Source organism: Nonomuraea sp. 10N515B (assembly GCF_052245915.1).
Taxonomy (GTDB): Bacteria; Actinomycetota; Actinomycetes; order Streptosporangiales; family Streptosporangiaceae; genus Nonomuraea.
In genome coordinates, this window is the sequence record NZ_JBQQBQ010000061.1 from 41,415 (window position 1) to 55,696 (window position 14,282).

General features: G+C 70.4%; 13 protein-coding genes. 4 read left to right on the forward strand and 9 right to left on the reverse strand.

What is annotated here, in order from left to right:
- Positions 1 to 278 precede the first annotated feature (278 nt).
- Complete coding sequence (locus ACTWQA_RS48125; RefSeq protein ID WP_443165554.1) at positions 279 to 2,405, forward strand: anthranilate synthase component I; 2,127 nt, start codon at positions 279 to 281, stop codon at positions 2,403 to 2,405.
- Positions 2,406 to 2,623: 218 nt separating this feature from the next.
- Positions 2,624 to 3,814 carry an amidohydrolase family protein gene (locus tag ACTWQA_RS48130; RefSeq protein WP_443165555.1) on the forward strand — a complete coding sequence of 397 codons (1,191 nt, stop codon included), beginning with the start codon at positions 2,624 to 2,626 and terminating at the stop codon, positions 3,812 to 3,814.
- Positions 3,815 to 4,137: 323 nt separating this feature from the next.
- On the opposite strand, the gene ACTWQA_RS48135 is transcribed toward ACTWQA_RS48130, so the two are convergent.
- The gene (locus ACTWQA_RS48135; RefSeq protein WP_327582051.1) at positions 4,138 to 4,596 is read right to left on the reverse strand and encodes a MarR family winged helix-turn-helix transcriptional regulator; all 459 of its coding nucleotides are present in this window, start codon (positions 4,594 to 4,596) and stop codon (positions 4,138 to 4,140) included.
- 13 nt (positions 4,597 to 4,609) lie between these two features.
- Positions 4,610 to 4,960, reverse strand: a complete 351-nt coding sequence (locus tag ACTWQA_RS48140) for a DoxX family protein (RefSeq protein WP_443165556.1) — start codon at positions 4,958 to 4,960, stop codon at positions 4,610 to 4,612.
- Between the two features lie 218 nt (positions 4,961 to 5,178).
- Between ACTWQA_RS48140 and thyX the strand changes: the two genes are divergently transcribed.
- Positions 5,179 to 5,907 carry an FAD-dependent thymidylate synthase gene (gene thyX / locus ACTWQA_RS48145; protein WP_443165557.1) on the forward strand — a complete coding sequence of 243 codons (729 nt, stop codon included), beginning with the start codon at positions 5,179 to 5,181 and terminating at the stop codon, positions 5,905 to 5,907.
- Positions 5,908 to 5,943: 36 nt separating this feature from the next.
- Here thyX and ACTWQA_RS48150 read toward each other — a convergent pair whose 3' ends face one another.
- The 4 genes from ACTWQA_RS48150 to ACTWQA_RS48165 all read right to left on the reverse strand — a co-directional run bounded on the left by ACTWQA_RS48150 (position 5,944) and on the right by ACTWQA_RS48165 (position 8,215).
- On the reverse strand, positions 5,944 to 6,690 hold the full coding sequence (locus ACTWQA_RS48150) for a DUF2071 domain-containing protein (protein ID WP_443165558.1): 747 nt from the start codon (positions 6,688 to 6,690) through the stop codon (positions 5,944 to 5,946).
- Between the two features lie 125 nt (positions 6,691 to 6,815).
- Positions 6,816 to 7,127 carry a hypothetical protein gene (locus tag ACTWQA_RS48155; RefSeq protein WP_305918872.1) on the reverse strand — a complete coding sequence of 104 codons (312 nt, stop codon included), beginning with the start codon at positions 7,125 to 7,127 and terminating at the stop codon, positions 6,816 to 6,818.
- A gap of 3 nt (positions 7,128 to 7,130) precedes the next feature.
- The gene (locus ACTWQA_RS48160; protein ID WP_443165559.1) at positions 7,131 to 7,295 is read right to left on the reverse strand and encodes a hypothetical protein; all 165 of its coding nucleotides are present in this window, start codon (positions 7,293 to 7,295) and stop codon (positions 7,131 to 7,133) included.
- Positions 7,265 to 8,215, reverse strand: a complete 951-nt coding sequence (locus ACTWQA_RS48165) for a WD40/YVTN/BNR-like repeat-containing protein (protein ID WP_443165560.1) — start codon at positions 8,213 to 8,215, stop codon at positions 7,265 to 7,267. Before ACTWQA_RS48165 ends, ACTWQA_RS48160 begins: the two co-directional genes overlap by 31 nt.
- Before the next feature lie 203 nt (positions 8,216 to 8,418).
- Here ACTWQA_RS48165 and ACTWQA_RS48170 point away from each other — a divergent pair, with 203 nt between their 5' ends.
- Positions 8,419 to 9,168, forward strand: a complete 750-nt coding sequence (locus tag ACTWQA_RS48170) for a helix-turn-helix domain-containing protein (protein ID WP_443165561.1) — start codon at positions 8,419 to 8,421, stop codon at positions 9,166 to 9,168.
- 30 nt (positions 9,169 to 9,198) lie between these two features.
- On the opposite strand, the gene ACTWQA_RS48175 is transcribed toward ACTWQA_RS48170, so the two are convergent.
- From ACTWQA_RS48175 to ACTWQA_RS48185, 3 genes are all read right to left on the reverse strand, one after another.
- Complete coding sequence (locus ACTWQA_RS48175; RefSeq protein ID WP_443165562.1) at positions 9,199 to 10,632, reverse strand: sialidase family protein; 1,434 nt, start codon at positions 10,630 to 10,632, stop codon at positions 9,199 to 9,201.
- A 77-nt stretch (positions 10,633 to 10,709) separates the two neighbouring features.
- Positions 10,710 to 12,593 carry a sialidase family protein gene (locus ACTWQA_RS48180; protein ID WP_443165563.1) on the reverse strand — a complete coding sequence of 628 codons (1,884 nt, stop codon included), beginning with the start codon at positions 12,591 to 12,593 and terminating at the stop codon, positions 10,710 to 10,712.
- Between the two features lie 153 nt (positions 12,594 to 12,746).
- A complete protein-coding gene (locus tag ACTWQA_RS48185; protein ID WP_443165564.1) occupies positions 12,747 to 13,865 on the reverse strand; it encodes a globin domain-containing protein in 1,119 nt (372 codons plus the stop codon).
- Between the last annotated feature and the right edge of the window lie 417 nt (positions 13,866 to 14,282).

Below are 14,282 nucleotides of genomic sequence, written 5' to 3' on the forward strand. Positions count from 1 at the left end.
CTTGCCCCCTTCTTCGCTGATGGGACCGTTGCGGATGACGTTCGGAGACGCGCACGACGTTGGCGGGCCGTCGGGCTGGACGCGCCGCGCGAGCCGCGTTGCGCGATCTTGATTGGCCGGATAACCTGTCGGCATGCGAAATCACGCTCAGCTCCAGTGGTGGCGCCGCTCCTAGGCGGCGCGGGTTTCGCATTTCTCGACGGACGGCCGCCCCGGATGGCGGCCTTTCTCGTGTCCGCCCCCGGGGCTCGATCTTTTGACGTGATAAGGGGCAGCAGATGGAGACCAGCGGATATACCACCGCCGGGGGCATCGGGGTCGAGCGCGAGGCTCGCGAGGTGGACGAGACGGCGCTCGAAGAGATCGTGACGGCCCTCGGCGAACGACGCGGCGGCGCGTTCTCCTCGGGCATGGACTATCCGGGCCGCTACAGCCGGTGGGCGTTCGGCTATGTCGATCCGTGCCTGGAGCTGGTCGCCAAGGGACGCACGATCAGCGCGACCGCGCTCAACGAGCGCGGCAGGGTCGTGCTGCCCGCCGTCGCCTCCTGCCTGCTGGCCGCGGGCAAGCCGGTCACCGAGCCCACGGCCGACCGCGTCGAGGTCCACGTACCCGAATCCGAGGACCTGCTGCCCGAGGAGATGCGCAGCCGCCGGCCGACCGTCTTCACCGCGATCCGCGAGGTCATCGCCGCCTTCCGCGGCGACGACCCGCACCTGGGTCTCTACGGCGCCTTGGGCTACGACCTGGCCTTCCAGTTCGAGCCCATCAGGCAGGAGCTCCAGCGCCCCGACGACCAGCGCGACCTCGTGCTCCACCTGCCCGACCGGCTGGTCGTCATCGACCGGCAGCGCGAGACGTGCGTCGAATACCGCTACGAGTTCACCGTGGACGGGACCACCACCCGCGGCCTGGAGCGCACCGGCGCGAGCACGCCCCTCGCCGTCCCCGGCGAACTGCCCGCGAACCCCACGAAGGGCGACTACGCCAAGGTCGTGGCCGCCGCCAAGGAGAAGTTCAAGCGCGGCGACCTGTTCGAGGTCGTGCCCGGGCAGGTCTTTCACGCAGCCTGCACCGACCCGGCCGCCTTCTACCGCGGCCTGCGTCACAGCAACCCGGCCCCCTACGAGTTCATCATCAGCCTCGGCGAGGGCGAGCACCTCGTCGGCGCCTCGCCCGAGATGTACGTCCGGGTCAGCGGCGACCGTGTCGAGACCTGCCCCATCTCCGGCACGATCGCCCGCGGCAGCAACCCGGTCGAGGACGCCGAGGCCATCCGCACGCTCCTGTCCAGCATCAAGGAGGAGTCGGAGCTGACCATGTGCACCGACGTCGACCGCAACGACAAGTCGCGGATCTGCGTGCCGGGCACGGTCAAGGTCATCGGCCGCCGCCAGATCGAGCTCTACTCCCGCCTCATCCACACCGTCGACCACATCGAGGGCCGGCTGCGTCCCGAGTTCGACGCGCTCGACGCCTTCCTCACCCACATGTGGGCCGTCACCGTCACCGGGGCCCCCAAGACCTGGGCCATGCAGTTCATCGAGGACCACGAGGCGACCACCCGCCGGTGGTACGGCGGCGCCATCGGCTTCATCGGCTTCGACGGCTCCATGAACACCGGCCTGACCCTGCGCACCGCCCAGGTCAAGAACGGCGTGGCGACGGTCAGGGCCGGGGCCACGCTCCTGTTCGACTCCGACCCCGAGTCCGAGGAACGCGAGACGGAGCTCAAGGCCAGCGCCCTGCTCGGCGCCCTGGCCACGGTCAATGAGCCCGACGCCGTCCCGGTCGCCGAGCCCAGGCCGCAGCCGGGCTTGGGCATGAAGGTGCTGCTCGTCGACCACGAGGACTCCTTCGTCAACACGCTCGCCGACTACTTCCGCCAGGAGGGCGCGGACGTCGTGACGTTGCGTCACGGCTTCCCGGCCCACATGATCGACGAGATCGGCCCCGACCTCGTGGTGCTGTCGCCCGGACCGGGCTGGCCGACCGACTTCGGCATGGCGGCGCTGCTCGACCAGGTCTACGCCCGCGACCTGCCGGTCTTCGGCGTCTGCCTCGGCCTGCAGGCCATGGTGGAGCAGGCAGGCGGCACGCTGGAGCTGCTCGGCTACCCCGAACACGGCAAGCGCGGCCAGGTCACGCGGCTCGGCGACAGCGCGCTGCTGGAGGGGCTGCCCGAGCAGTTCACCGCGGCCCGCTACCACTCGCTGCACGCCAAGCAGCCCGGGGTGGTCGGCTTCGCCGCGACCGCGCTCACGCCCGACGGCAACGTCATGGCCATCGAGGACGTCGAGCGGCGGCGCTTCGCCGTGCAGTTCCACCCCGAGTCGATCCTGACCCAGGAAGGCGGCGCCGGCGCGAAGGTCATCGCGAACGTGCTACGGCTCTGCCGCCGTTAGGGCGGTGCGAGTCTGAGCCGCCCGGCTGGGGGCGGCCCGCGCTGTCGCGCAATGGGGTGGCCCGCGCTGTCGCGCAATGGGGTGGCCCGCGCTGTCGCGCAATGGGGTGGCCCGCGCTGTCGCGCAATGGGGTGGCCCACGCTGTCGCGCAACACGCCAGGCGCGCGGAGCTCGTAAAAGGGCGGCGGGTGCATGCGGGACTCCCATAGAGTCTCCGCATGCACCCCGTAGATCTACCCGGCACGCTGCGTGACGCGCTGCTGGCCCCGCTCGTCGACCACCACTGTCACGGGGTGCGCAGAGACGACCTGACGAGAGCCCAGTTCGAGCTGCTCATCCACGAGGGCGGCAGCGCGGCCCCGCCGGGCACCACCCACTTCGACACACCCTTCGGCCTGGCGATCCGGCGCTGGTGCGCGCCCCTGCTCGACCTGGAGCCGCACGCCCCGCCCGCCGTCTACCTCGCCCGCCGGGCCGAGCTGGGCGCCGCCGAGGTCAACAGCCGGCTGCTGGCCGCGGCCGGGGTGGTGGCGTTCCTCGTGGACACCGGGTCCGAGGACGCGGACCTGCTGTCGGCGGCCGAGATCGGACGATATGGCGGCGCGGCGGCCGACGAACTGGTCAGAATCGAACAGATCGAGCACGACGTCGCCGAGACCGCCGAGCTCGCCGTCGACTACCTCGACAACCTCGGCGAGGAGCTGACCGCCAGGGCCGCCAGGGCGGTCGGCCTCAAGACCGTCATGGCCGGCCTCTGCGGGCTGGACTTCGATCCGGCCAGGCCGAGCAGGGGCTCGGTGATCGCGGCGGCCAACCGGCGGCTGGCCGACCCGAAGCAGCCGCTCACCGACCCCGTCCTGCTGCGCCACCTGCTGTGGAACGCGATCGAGGTGGCCAGGGAACGCGGCCTGCCCGTGCAGTTCCACACGGGCCTCGGCGGCGTGCCCGGACTCGGCGTGGGCGGGGCGGCCCGGTTCGGCGGTGGCGCGGGGGCGGACCTGCACCGCACGGACCCGGCCCGGCTGAGCACCTTCATCGCCGGGCTCCAGCCCGCCGGCGTGCCGGTGATCCTGCTGCACTGCCATCCGTTCCACCGCCAGGCCGCCTACCTGGCCGGCCGCTACCCGCACGTCTACGTGGACGTCGGGCTCGCCCTGCCGCACACCGCCGCCGCGTCCGCCAGGGTCATGGAGGAGCTGCTGGAGCTGGCGCCGTTCCACAAGCTGCTGTTCAGCTCCGGCTGCCGCGGCGCGGCCGAGAGCTGTCTGCTGGGCGCCCTCTACTACCGGCAGGCGCTGGGCGCGGCGCTCGCGGCCAGGGTCGGCGCGGGGGAGTGGAGCGCCGCGGACGCGGCCAAAATCGCCCACATGATCGGCTCAGGGAACGCCCGCCGCATTTACCGCTTGTGAGAGGACTCCTCCTCCTGGAGGGAGTGAGCGTCCAGGCCCTCGGCCCGCTGTGGTTCCCAAGGGATGCTGCCGACTGGGTGGATCAGGGCTGCCCTCCCCGGACGTGTCGCACCGCAGGCGCATGATGATCGGTCGTCCACGCTCATTGGCCGACCTGGATCCGCTTGTGGACGGCCGCCCAGGCGCTGCCCGGCCGATCCTCGATGGCGCGGAACACCGGGAGGTGATGTCCGGCCTGCTGCCGCCGAGTCGCGTCGGCGTCGACTGTTCGTACGCCGGCTGCGGGTCATCGCCAGCCCGGATTCGCGCTCGGGGCCGTCGGGTCAGTGGGGGCGGCCGTCGAGGCAGGCGCCGAGTTTGGTGCCGACGACCTGCATGGCGTCGGCCAGGGCGGCCGTCTGCTCCGGCGTCAGGTGGTCAAAGAGGACCTCACGAAGAGCCTGTGCATGGTGAGGGGCGATCTCCGCGATGACCGCGCGCCCCGCATCGGTGATCTCCGCCACGCTGGCCCGCCCGTCGCTCGCGTCCGGCCGCAGCCGTACGTACCCGCGCTCGACGAGCTTGCTGACCCGATGGCTGAGCCGGCTGATCGACACGTTGCCCACGGTCGCCAGGTCGCTCAGCCGGAGCGGTTGCCTGGTCAGGGCGTTGAGCAGCCCGTATTCGATGTGGACCAGGCCGTGAGCGCGGAAGGTGCGCTCCACCTGCGGGATGCCGACGAGCATGACCGCGAGCAGACCCTGCCACGCCCGCTGCTCGTCCTCGCCGAGCCCTTCGACCAACGAACCCCCACGGTCAGATGCGTCCCGCCACCACGACGACGGCCATCGCCAGCAAGACCAGATTAACCGTGAAAGGCTCCTTCCGCCTCCGGTGCACCAGAGCGGCACCGATCATGATGAGCCCGAGCCCGGCGGCCGCGAGCGGGGTGAGGACAGGGGCGATCCCGGTGGCCCAGGGCAGCACCACGCCGATCCCGCCGAGCACCTCCAGTGCCCCGATGCCCTTGAGCTGCGCGCCGGTGAAGTCCTCCCGGTACGCCTGCTGCTGCCGCATCCGCTCGCTGAGCGGTACGAACTTGCCGATCCCCGAGAGGACGAAGGCGACGCCGAGCAGGATCTGCACGATCCAGAGGAAAACGTCCATAAGCTTGACCCTTCAAGTTTTCAGTGGGGTCCCGACTGTAGACCTAAAAACTTGAAGCGACAAGCATTGTCTGGCCGCACCGCCCCTGACCTGCCCGGGCACTCGCCGTACCGCAGAGAATGGGGCCAGAGGATGGGGAGGGACACCGACTCGCGCCGAGGCGTGCGAGCTGGTTTGCTTGGGGCTGTCACAACGCAGCCGATCCGAGCGGGGGCTCCATGGGCACTGTCGAACCCGAGATCAAGTTTCGGAGCGACATGGACGTGGAGCTGATCAAGTCCGCCGCATCGGACGCCGATGTGCTGTGGGCCGCACGCGTCTCCACGAAGGGGGAGAGCTCGCTGGCCGAGCTCGAAGCCGACCCTCAGCGCTCCAAGGGCCTCATCAACTTCCTGATGCGCGACAGGCACGGCACGCCGTTCGAGCATTCGTCCATGACCTTCTACATCAGCGCGCCGATCTTCGTCTTCCGCGAGTTCATGCGGCACCGCACCTTCTCCTACAACGAGGAGTCCGGCCGATACCGTCAGCTGGTCCCGGTCTTCTATGTGCCCGGCCCTGATCGCCAGCTGGTGCAGGAAGGCAAGCCCGGGAAATACGTGTTCAAGGACGGCACTCCCGAGCAGCACGAGATCGTGACCGAGGCGACTCAGGAGAGCTACCGGCAGTCCTACCGTGCCTATCTGGACATGCTGGAAGCCGGGGTCGCCCGCGAAGTGGCCCGCACGGTGCTCCCGGTCGGTCTTTACTCCTCGATGTATGCGACCTGCAACGCCCGCGCCTTGATGAACTTCCTGTCTCTCCGGGTCAAGCGAGAGGACTCCACGTTCCCGTCCTCTCCGCAGCGGGAGATCGAGATGGTCGCGGAGAAGATGGAGAGACTGTGGGCGGAGCTCATGCCCCTGACCCATGAGGCCTTCGAGGCCAACGGGCGCGTTTGCCCCTGAACGACCCCCTGAACGACATCGCCTCGCGCACCCCGCTCACGCCTCCGGGCGGAAGCGGCGGGGCGGGGTGTGGATGTCGAAAGGCAGGCGCCGCTGGCCCAGGACCGAGTGCGGCGGCGTGCCGGGCGTGATCAGGCCGAGGCGCTCGAACACGGGGAAGCTCGCGGAGGCCGCGGCGAGATAGCGAGGGCGCATGACCGGGTGCCAGATGCTGTAGACCCCCAGCTTGCCGCCCCGACGCCGATACCAGCCCAGGGTGGGATGGGTGAGCCGCTCCAGCCAGTCGGGCTCGCCCGTGAAGCCGTCCAGGAGGCTGAGCGGCTGGGGGAGCTCGGTGGCGCCACAAGAGGCGTCCCCGGCGTCGAGCCGCCAGTGCGCCGGGGTGCCGTCCCAGTCCGCCTCGATGCGGATGCGGTCGCGGCGCCACGGCATGCCCCACAGGTGCTGCGGGATCGCGACGACGGGGTGGTCGAGGCTGGTGCCGAAGAACCACACGCCCGTCTTGCCGTACGCCGTGACGTAGGCCCGGTAGTTGATCTGGCCGCAATCGATGCTCACCTGCGGCAGAAACCGGAAGTGGAAGTCGCGGTCCTTGAAGGCCACCGCGGAGATCAGGGTGCCCGGCCCGTCGTCGAAGTCCATCTTCATCGGAGCGAAGCCCTCGGGCAGGTGCCGGGCCACCGCGTCGGCATCCACCCGGTAACTGATGATGGCGAAGTCGTCGAGGTCGGTCTGCGCGTGGTGCCAGCGCGGGTCCGGCCGGGGTGTGCCGTCGAAGCTCATGATGTCAACAGTATGATCGCCACCGCCCAGCCGAGCGGCGTGGACCCTGCGCGGCCGGCATGCGTGGAGACCCGGTCGGTCGCCGTGGCGCGAGACGGCGACCGCCGGATCGGACAGACGCGGGCTCAGGCCAGCGCGGGCATCACGTAGACCTCGGCGCCCGGCGGCAGGGCGCAGTCCAGGCCGCCGAGTCCCCGGGAGTTCTCCCCGCATACGATCATGCTGATGTGCCTGCGGATGCATCCGTAGTCGTCGCGCAGCCGCTCCTCCAGCAGCGGATGCGTACGCCGGAGCATGTCGAGGGCGGAGCCCAGCGTGGGCGGGGAGTCGCGGTCGGCGCCCACGGCGAAGACCTTGACCTCCGTGCGCCCGCTCACCCAGCGGCGCAGCACGCTCGGCAGCACGAACACCACCATCGTCACGGGTTTCGTCACCATCGGCTAGAGCACCGCCGCGCGCACGGTGAGCACGTCGGGCAGGTGCCGGCCGACCAGCGTCCACGTCGCGCCGTCGTCGCGGGATCCGTAGACCTCGCCGTCGCGCGTGCCGAAGAACAGGCCCGCCTCCGACATGGTCATCGCGTCGCGCAGGACGGTCGCGTGCACGGGCTCCTCCGGCAGCCCTCGATCGAGGGGCTGCCACGTGGCGCCGGCATCGTCGCTGCGGTAGACGCGGTAGTGGTGGTCGACGGGTGTGCGGTCCATGTCGGCGTGCAGCGGCAGCACGTAGACCGTGTCCGGCCGGGCCGGGACGGGTGCACGACGATCGGGAAGCCGAAGTCCGACGGGAGCGGGGAGCCGATGTCGTGCCAGGCCCCGCCGAAGTCGTCACTGCGGTAGACGCCGAAGTGGTGCTGCAGGAAGAGCCGGTCGGGCCGGGACGGGTGCATGGCGACCTTGTGCACGCACTGCCCGAACTCCGGATATTGCTGCCCCTCGGGCATGAACGGGGCGCGAATGCCCTGGTTGGCCGCCTCCCAGGACAGGCCGCCGTCGGTCGAGCGGTAGAAGCCGCCTGTGGAGATCGCCACGCCGATGATCTTGGGGTCGGACGGGTGCGGGATGATCGTGTGCAGGCACAGGCCGCCGCCGCCCGGCTGCCACTGCGGCCGGTGGGGGTGCTCCCAGAGGCCTTCGACGAGCTCGTAGGTGACGCCGCGGTCCTGCGAGCGGAACAGCGCGCCCGGCTCGACGCCCGCCCACACGACGTCGGGCTCGGAGGGCGAAGGTGTCAACTGCCACACCCTGGTCAGGGTCGCCTCGGTCTTCTCGGGGAAGGCGATGGGCGGCTTGTCCGCCTCACCCCAGGTCCGGCCGAGGTCGTCCGAGTACATGACAGACGGGCCGAAGTGCCCGTATTCAATGCCGGCCAGGAGCCGGGGTGTGGTGCCGCGGGTGTCGATCGCCACCGAGGGCACCGCGACCGTGGAGAACTGGATCGGCTCGATCTCGAACGGACCGCCGTCCGCGGAGCGGGCGAGGAAAAGGCCCTTACGGGTGCCGATCGCGAGCAGTGTGTCACTCATGCGGTTGCTCCCTTCGCTTGCGGCCATCGTGCCACGCGGGGCCGACAAGTTCCGAGGACTGGGAGATTCCCGCCCGCCCGCTCCACGCGGCCCTCGGCCGGGAACCGGCATTACCTGCCGGGTAATCGTGACGCTTCCCTCCAACCGATAGGTTTCCGGGCATGGGAGCGGTAGCCATACGAGAAGAGTCTTTTGGTGATCTGTTGCGCTCATGGCGGCAGCGGCGCCGGGTGAGCCAGCTCGACCTGGCCATCGAGGCCGACGTCTCGGCTCGCCACATCAGCTTTCTGGAGACCGGGCGCGCCCGGCCGAGCCGTGAGATGGTGATGAAGCTGGCCGAGGAGCTGGGAGTGCCGCTGCGGCACCGCAACAGGCTGCTGATCGCGGCGGGGTTCGCGCCGGTCTATCCCGAGCGGGAGGTACGCGCCCCCGAGATGCAGGTCGTCCGCCAGGCGCTGGACAAGATCCTGGCGGGGCACGAGCCCTATCCGGCGCTCGTGGTGGACGCGACGTGGAACCTGGTGGCGGCCAACTCGGCGGCCGGGATGTTCATGGAGGGCGTGCCGGCCGAGCTGCTGAAGGAGCCGATCAACGTGATGCGTCTGTCGCTGCACCCGGACGCCATGGGCGGCAGGCTGCTCAACCTCGCCGAGGTGCGCGCGCACCTGCTGCATCAGCTGCGCCGGCAGGCCGAGATGTCCGGGAACGGGAGGCTGGCCGAGTTGCACGACGAGCTGGCGTCGTACACCTATCCCGGGGTGGATCTCAACGTGGCGCACGTGCCGGGGCCGGCGGACATCCTGGTGCCGCTGCGGATCGCGGCCGGTGACCGGGTGTTGTCGATGTTCACGACGATCGCGACGTTCGGGACGCCGGTGGACGTGACGGTGTCGGAGCTGGCCATCGAGACGTTCTGGCCCAATGACGAGGAGACCGCGGCGGCGTTCCGGTAGCCGGCGGGCGTCGGGTGGTGGTCCCGGGGGTCAGCGGGCAGTGGCCGGCGCGTCGGGCGGCGGGGTGTCGCCGGCCGCGACCGGGCCCTCGATGGACAGCAGGGCGGGGCCGCCGCCCGTGATGGGCAGGCCGCCGGAGACGGTGTAGGTGCGCACGTCGTACGCGCCGCCCGCGGGTGCGGCGGCGGCCGTGAAGGCGGGGAAGGCGTTGCCGCCGGGGACGATCGAGGTGGAGATGTAGTCGCCGGCCATGCGCCCCTGCGCGGTGTTGGCGAGCCAGTCCGGCTTCATCGGCCCGCGCAGCTCGGCGGGCGGGGACCAGCTGCCGCCGCCGTTGGCCGAGGAGGTGTAGGCGACGGTGAGCCGGCAGGTCGCCTCGGCGCAGGCGGCGTCGGGGTAGCGGTAGTAGGTGAGGGCGAGCCTGGCCGAGCCGCCGGAGGTGGAGCGGTCGACGCCGAGGCCGGGGATGAAGTGGTCGCCGCCGTCGGCGGTGACGCGGGTGACGTGGTCCCATTGGGCGCCGTCGGCCGACGTGGCAAGCACGATGTCGTTGCCGGCGCAGAAGAGCTGGAAGCGGCAGTCCTGCCAGACGACGTACACGGTGCCGGCCGCGTCCGTCTCGGCCGACGGCAGGGGTAAGGCGCGTAACCCGCCCGCTGGCGTGTGTCGCTGCACCGTGGAGACCGGCACGCTGTCGCTCCAGGTGGCGCCGCCGTCGCGGGAGCGGACGGCGCGGATCCGGTCGTCGTCGCCCAGGTAGGGCACCACGACGGCGCCGTCGGGCCGCACCACCGGCTGCGCGCCGAGGCCGGTCGCGGCGGTGGCGGTCACCGTCCAGGTCAGGCCGCTGTCGGCGGAGCGGGCGACGCTGATCGCATTGCCCGCGCCGTGGTCGTCGAACGCGACGTGGCAGCGGCCGTAGTACGGGCTGGCGGGGGTGTTGTCGCAGGCGATCCAGCTCTTGTCGAGGTCACCGCCCGCCGCGACGACGACCGGGTTCGCCCAGGTGCGGCCGCCGTCGTCGGAGCGGCTGACGACGACGGCCGCGCCCGTGATCCCGTCCGTGTCGGTGAGCCCGAGCGAGGCCACGAGCCAGACGTCGTGCCTGGCGTCATAGGCCACGGAGGGATTGCTGACCCGCTGGTACGGCCCTCCGCCGAACCCGGTGATCCCCGGCAGCACGCCCTTGGCCCACGTGGCGCCGTTGTCGCCCGACGTCGCGAACGCGATGCCGGACGCCCCGCCGTCGAAGAACCTGCCCGCCTGCTGCGCGGTCACGATGGTCGTGCCCCACTGGAAGGTGTCGGGGCCGGCCTGCGTGTCGTGCTGGCTGGTGGCATTGGCGTACGCGTCCGCCCCGATCTCGGTCAGCCGGACGTCCGCCGCCGCCGCCGGGGCGGAGGCGAGGAGCAGCGTGCCGGCGATGACGAGCGCGCCGATGGCTCGGCCGGCGGGCGATGGCACAGTCGACCTCCAGGACTGGACGGCGCGCGTGTCACCTTCCACAACGCACCGTCCAGCCCCTCCTGTCAACCTTCCGATCAGAAGACGGGCCTGCGGGCCGTGAAGATCTCCTGCTCGTTGGCCGGGTCGGCCTGCGGCATCGGCGCCGTGCACGTCTTGGGCGGCATACCCGGCTGACCCGTGCCCGGGCACAGGAACAGCGCCGGCTCGCGGGTGTCCACCCAGGCCGGGTAGGCGCCGGTCGCGGTGGCCGACACCTGGATGTAGTCACCGAAGAACAGCCCGCCGAACTGCGTGGGCGGCGGCATGCTCGACGAGGTCACCCGCTGGGTCGCGTAGCCGGAGCCGGTGCGGGTGGACAGCGAGATGTCGGAGAAGCCGGTGATGGCGGCGTTGCCGTACTGGCGGTCGTAGTAGGTGACCACGTACTTGCCGCCAGAGGTGTAGTCGGAGCCGTGGAAGAACTGGTCGGTTGTGCGCTGCCCGGGCCGGTCGGTGGCCGAGGGCAGGGTGCGCACATTGGCCGAGGTGCCGGCGAAGCTCGCGCCGCCGTCGGTGGACTCGGAGACCACGATGTCGTTGTTGCAGGCGGACTTGACGCCGGTGTAGAGCGGGTTGCCCAGCGGCCCGGTGAAGCCGGCCGGCGTGCAGCCGCCGGACTCGCGCGAGTTGCGGCTGATGAACGATCCGTACGACACCGTCACCTGCGCCGGGTTCTTCGGGTTGACGTTGACGTAGGGGTAGTTGGCGGCCCGGAAGATCGAGGTGAACGTGGGGCCCTTCTCCGGCACGCAGGAGCGGCCGGGGTCCTGGCCGTTCTGGTAGGTGGCGCAGTCGGGCAGCTCGAAGAAGTCGCCGGCCTTCACCGGCGCGGAGTAGCTGGCGCCGCCGTCGGTGGACTTGGCCAGCAGCACCTGCAGGTGGTTGTCCCCCGGCCCGGCCGGGGTGGTGTTGTAGTTGGCCCACACCACGTACAGCGCGCCGTCGGGGCCGACGCTGGGGTGCGAGAACTGGTTGACGTTGCACCTGCCCCGTGGCGTGGGGACGCCGAAGGTGCTGGAGCACAGCGAGGAGTCGCCGCTGATCAGGACGGGGTCGCTGAACGACTCGCCGTAGTCCGCCGAGTACGCGCCGAAGATGTACGCCGTCCCGTCGGCGTCGAACGTCGTCCACGTCACGTACACGCGGTCCCTGAACGGGCTGGAGACGTAGTGGTCGACGGCCATGAGCTGCTTGTCCAGCAGGACGTTCCCGGCGCCCGCGGTGTCGGCGTGTTCGGCGACGGGCCGCCCGGTGAAGTTGAAGGAGGCGCCGGCCGTGTCCGTGGAGCGGAAGACGAACATGGCGCTGGACTGGTCGGGGTTGGGGCTGACGGTGCGGCCCCGGTTGAAGGCCAGGCACGACAGGTACACGTTGCCGCGGCTGTCCCAGTCCACCGACGGGTCGCCGCCGCCCTGCCAGTACTGGCGGGCGGCCCCGCCGAACGCGGTGCCCCTGGTGAAGCCGTTCGGGACGGTGGAGTCCGCCCAGCTCGCGCCGGCGTCGCCCGAGTACGACACACCGCAGGTGCCGTCACCGCGCCGGTAGTCGTTGTAGCCGGCCACGATCTGCCGGGGGTCGTTCGGGTTGACCGCGATCCAGGTCTCGTTCTGGGCCTGCGAGCGCCCGTGCAGGTCGGCGTCGGTGATGGTGGCGCAGTTGACGTTGACCTTGACGTTGTCGCCGCGGCGGTCGCCGCAGTCCGGCGTGGCCGCGGGTTTGAAACCGGTCAGCCCGCGCCGGGCGGCGCCGGACCGCTCGGCCAGGGCGTCCACGAGGGCACCCGAGACCAGGCGCTGCTGCCAGGGCTTGAGATCGTCGTAGCCGAACCCCTCGGCGCTGGCTTGGGGGCCCGATAAGGAGGTCGCGGCGAGCACGAGAGTGCCCGCGGCGGCCATGCTGAGGGCATGCCGGAAGCGCATCCTGCCTCCAAGAGACGGTCGGAACCGATGTCGGGTTCTCCCCGATCGGCCGCTCCACCCTTGGGGGAAGGACCCGAGAACTGGACGCTATGCCGGTCTGGCCGCAGCGCCAATCCCTCGACGCTGACCTCATGTGGACATTTTGGTAAAGGGTCAGCGTTCGCCCTGGATGATGTCCCGGTGGATGCGCGACAGCGGCACGCCGTCGATCTGCAAGCGGCGCACGGTCTCGTTGACCATGCCGGGCGGGCCGCACACGTAGACGTCGTGCTCGGCCCAGGAGTGGAAGCGCTGCGTCACCTCCGGCAGGCGGCCGCGCATCCCGTCGTACGACTGCTGGTGGGAGACCACCGGAAGCACCCGCAGCCAGGGGAACGACGACTCCATCGCGATCAGGTCGGGCAGGTCGTAGAGCTCCTCGGCGGTGCGGGCGCCGTACAGCAGGTGGATGTTGGGCCGGCGGCCGGAGGCGATGATCGACTCGATGATCGCCTTCAGCGGCGCCAGGCCGGTGCCGCCCGCCACGCACAACACGTCGCGCATGCTCTGCTCGCGCAGCGTCATCGTGCCCATCGGCGGGCCCACCATGAGCGTGTCGCCGATGCGGGTATGCCTGATGAGCGTCGTGGACACCCAGCCGCCGGGGATCGAGCGCACGTGCAGCCTGATCGTGTTGTCCGTGCGCGGCGCGTTGGCGATGGAGAACGTCCGCCACACGCGCGGCCAGCGCGCGGTCTGCACGTTGACGTACTGGCCCGCCTGGTACGGCAGCCGCTGCGTGGGCCGCAGCGTGATGACCGCGATGTCACGGTGGCGCAGCTCATGGTCGATCACCTCGGCCAGCCACCACGCGGGGGAGACGCCCGAATCGTCGTCGGCGGATTCGATCATCAGATTGGCCGCGGCCGTGTAGGCCGCCACCCAGGCGGCCTCGATCTCATGGTCCCAGATGTCGGCGGCGAAGCGGCGGATCGTGGCGAGCAGGGCGTTGCCGACCGCCGTGTAGTGCTCGGCGATCACGCCGTACTTGCGGTGGTCCCTGCCCAGCTGGCCCAGGAACGCGGCCAGGCTGTCCGGGCTGTCCAGGCTCCACACGATCCGGGTCAGCGCGCTGAACAGGCGGTCGCGCTGGACGTCCATGGCGGGTGGGAACATGGCGCGTAGGTGCGGGTTCTCCGCGAACAAGTGGCCATAGAAATAGGCCGTGGCGCGCTCGGCCTGCGGCTCGACGACGGAGAAACTCTCCTTCACCAGGCGCGGATTCAGCGACATAAAGAGCCCCACTTTTCGCCCGGAAATATATTCCGGTCTTGTCGTTCCACCTCCCTGACGGCTCCGGGTCGTGAGCGTGCGGCGGCCCCGGCACATCCGGCGCGCTCGAAAATGAGTCTTACACCGCCCACGACACGCCACAACCGTTTCCCCCCAATACGGTGCGAAGCAGAACTTTGCGTAGCGGTCTCGTGATTCTGCGCACAGGGCGTTAATATCGTTTCGGACGATTAATGTGAATAAAAGTCGTGTTCGCAGTTTGGTGTTCGGTTCGGCTGCCCGTTGGCCTGGCCTCGATGACTCAGGGGACGGTCGTCCCGGTTGAGTTGTGAGGGCAGACGGAGGTTTCCGCCTGATCGTCTGATTCCTTCGTGCGCCGGGGTGTGGGTGGCCGCCCGAAGCGCTCGGTGGGCGGCG

What these genes read in the sequence shown, in the direction of transcription:
- ACTWQA_RS48130 (WP_443165555.1), top strand. Translation starts at nt 2,624, where the DNA reads ATGCACCCCGTAGATCTACCCGGCACGCTGCGTGACGCGCTGCTGGCC.
- ACTWQA_RS48185 (WP_443165564.1), bottom strand. Translation starts at nt 13,865, where the DNA reads ATGTCGCTGAATCCGCGCCTGGTGAAGGAGAGTTTCTCCGTCGTCGAG.
- ACTWQA_RS48150 (WP_443165558.1), bottom strand. Translation starts at nt 6,690, where the DNA reads ATGAGCTTCGACGGCACACCCCGGCCGGACCCGCGCTGGCACCACGCG.
- ACTWQA_RS48165 (WP_443165560.1), bottom strand. Translation starts at nt 8,215, where the DNA reads ATGAGTGACACACTGCTCGCGATCGGCACCCGTAAGGGCCTTTTCCTC.
- thyX (WP_443165557.1), top strand. Translation starts at nt 5,179, where the DNA reads ATGGGCACTGTCGAACCCGAGATCAAGTTTCGGAGCGACATGGACGTG.
- ACTWQA_RS48140 (WP_443165556.1), bottom strand. Translation starts at nt 4,960, where the DNA reads ATGGACGTTTTCCTCTGGATCGTGCAGATCCTGCTCGGCGTCGCCTTC.
- ACTWQA_RS48125 (WP_443165554.1), top strand. Translation starts at nt 279, where the DNA reads ATGGAGACCAGCGGATATACCACCGCCGGGGGCATCGGGGTCGAGCGC.
- ACTWQA_RS48180 (WP_443165563.1), bottom strand. Translation starts at nt 12,593, where the DNA reads ATGCGCTTCCGGCATGCCCTCAGCATGGCCGCCGCGGGCACTCTCGTG.
- ACTWQA_RS48155 (WP_305918872.1), bottom strand. Translation starts at nt 7,127, where the DNA reads ATGGTGACGAAACCCGTGACGATGGTGGTGTTCGTGCTGCCGAGCGTG.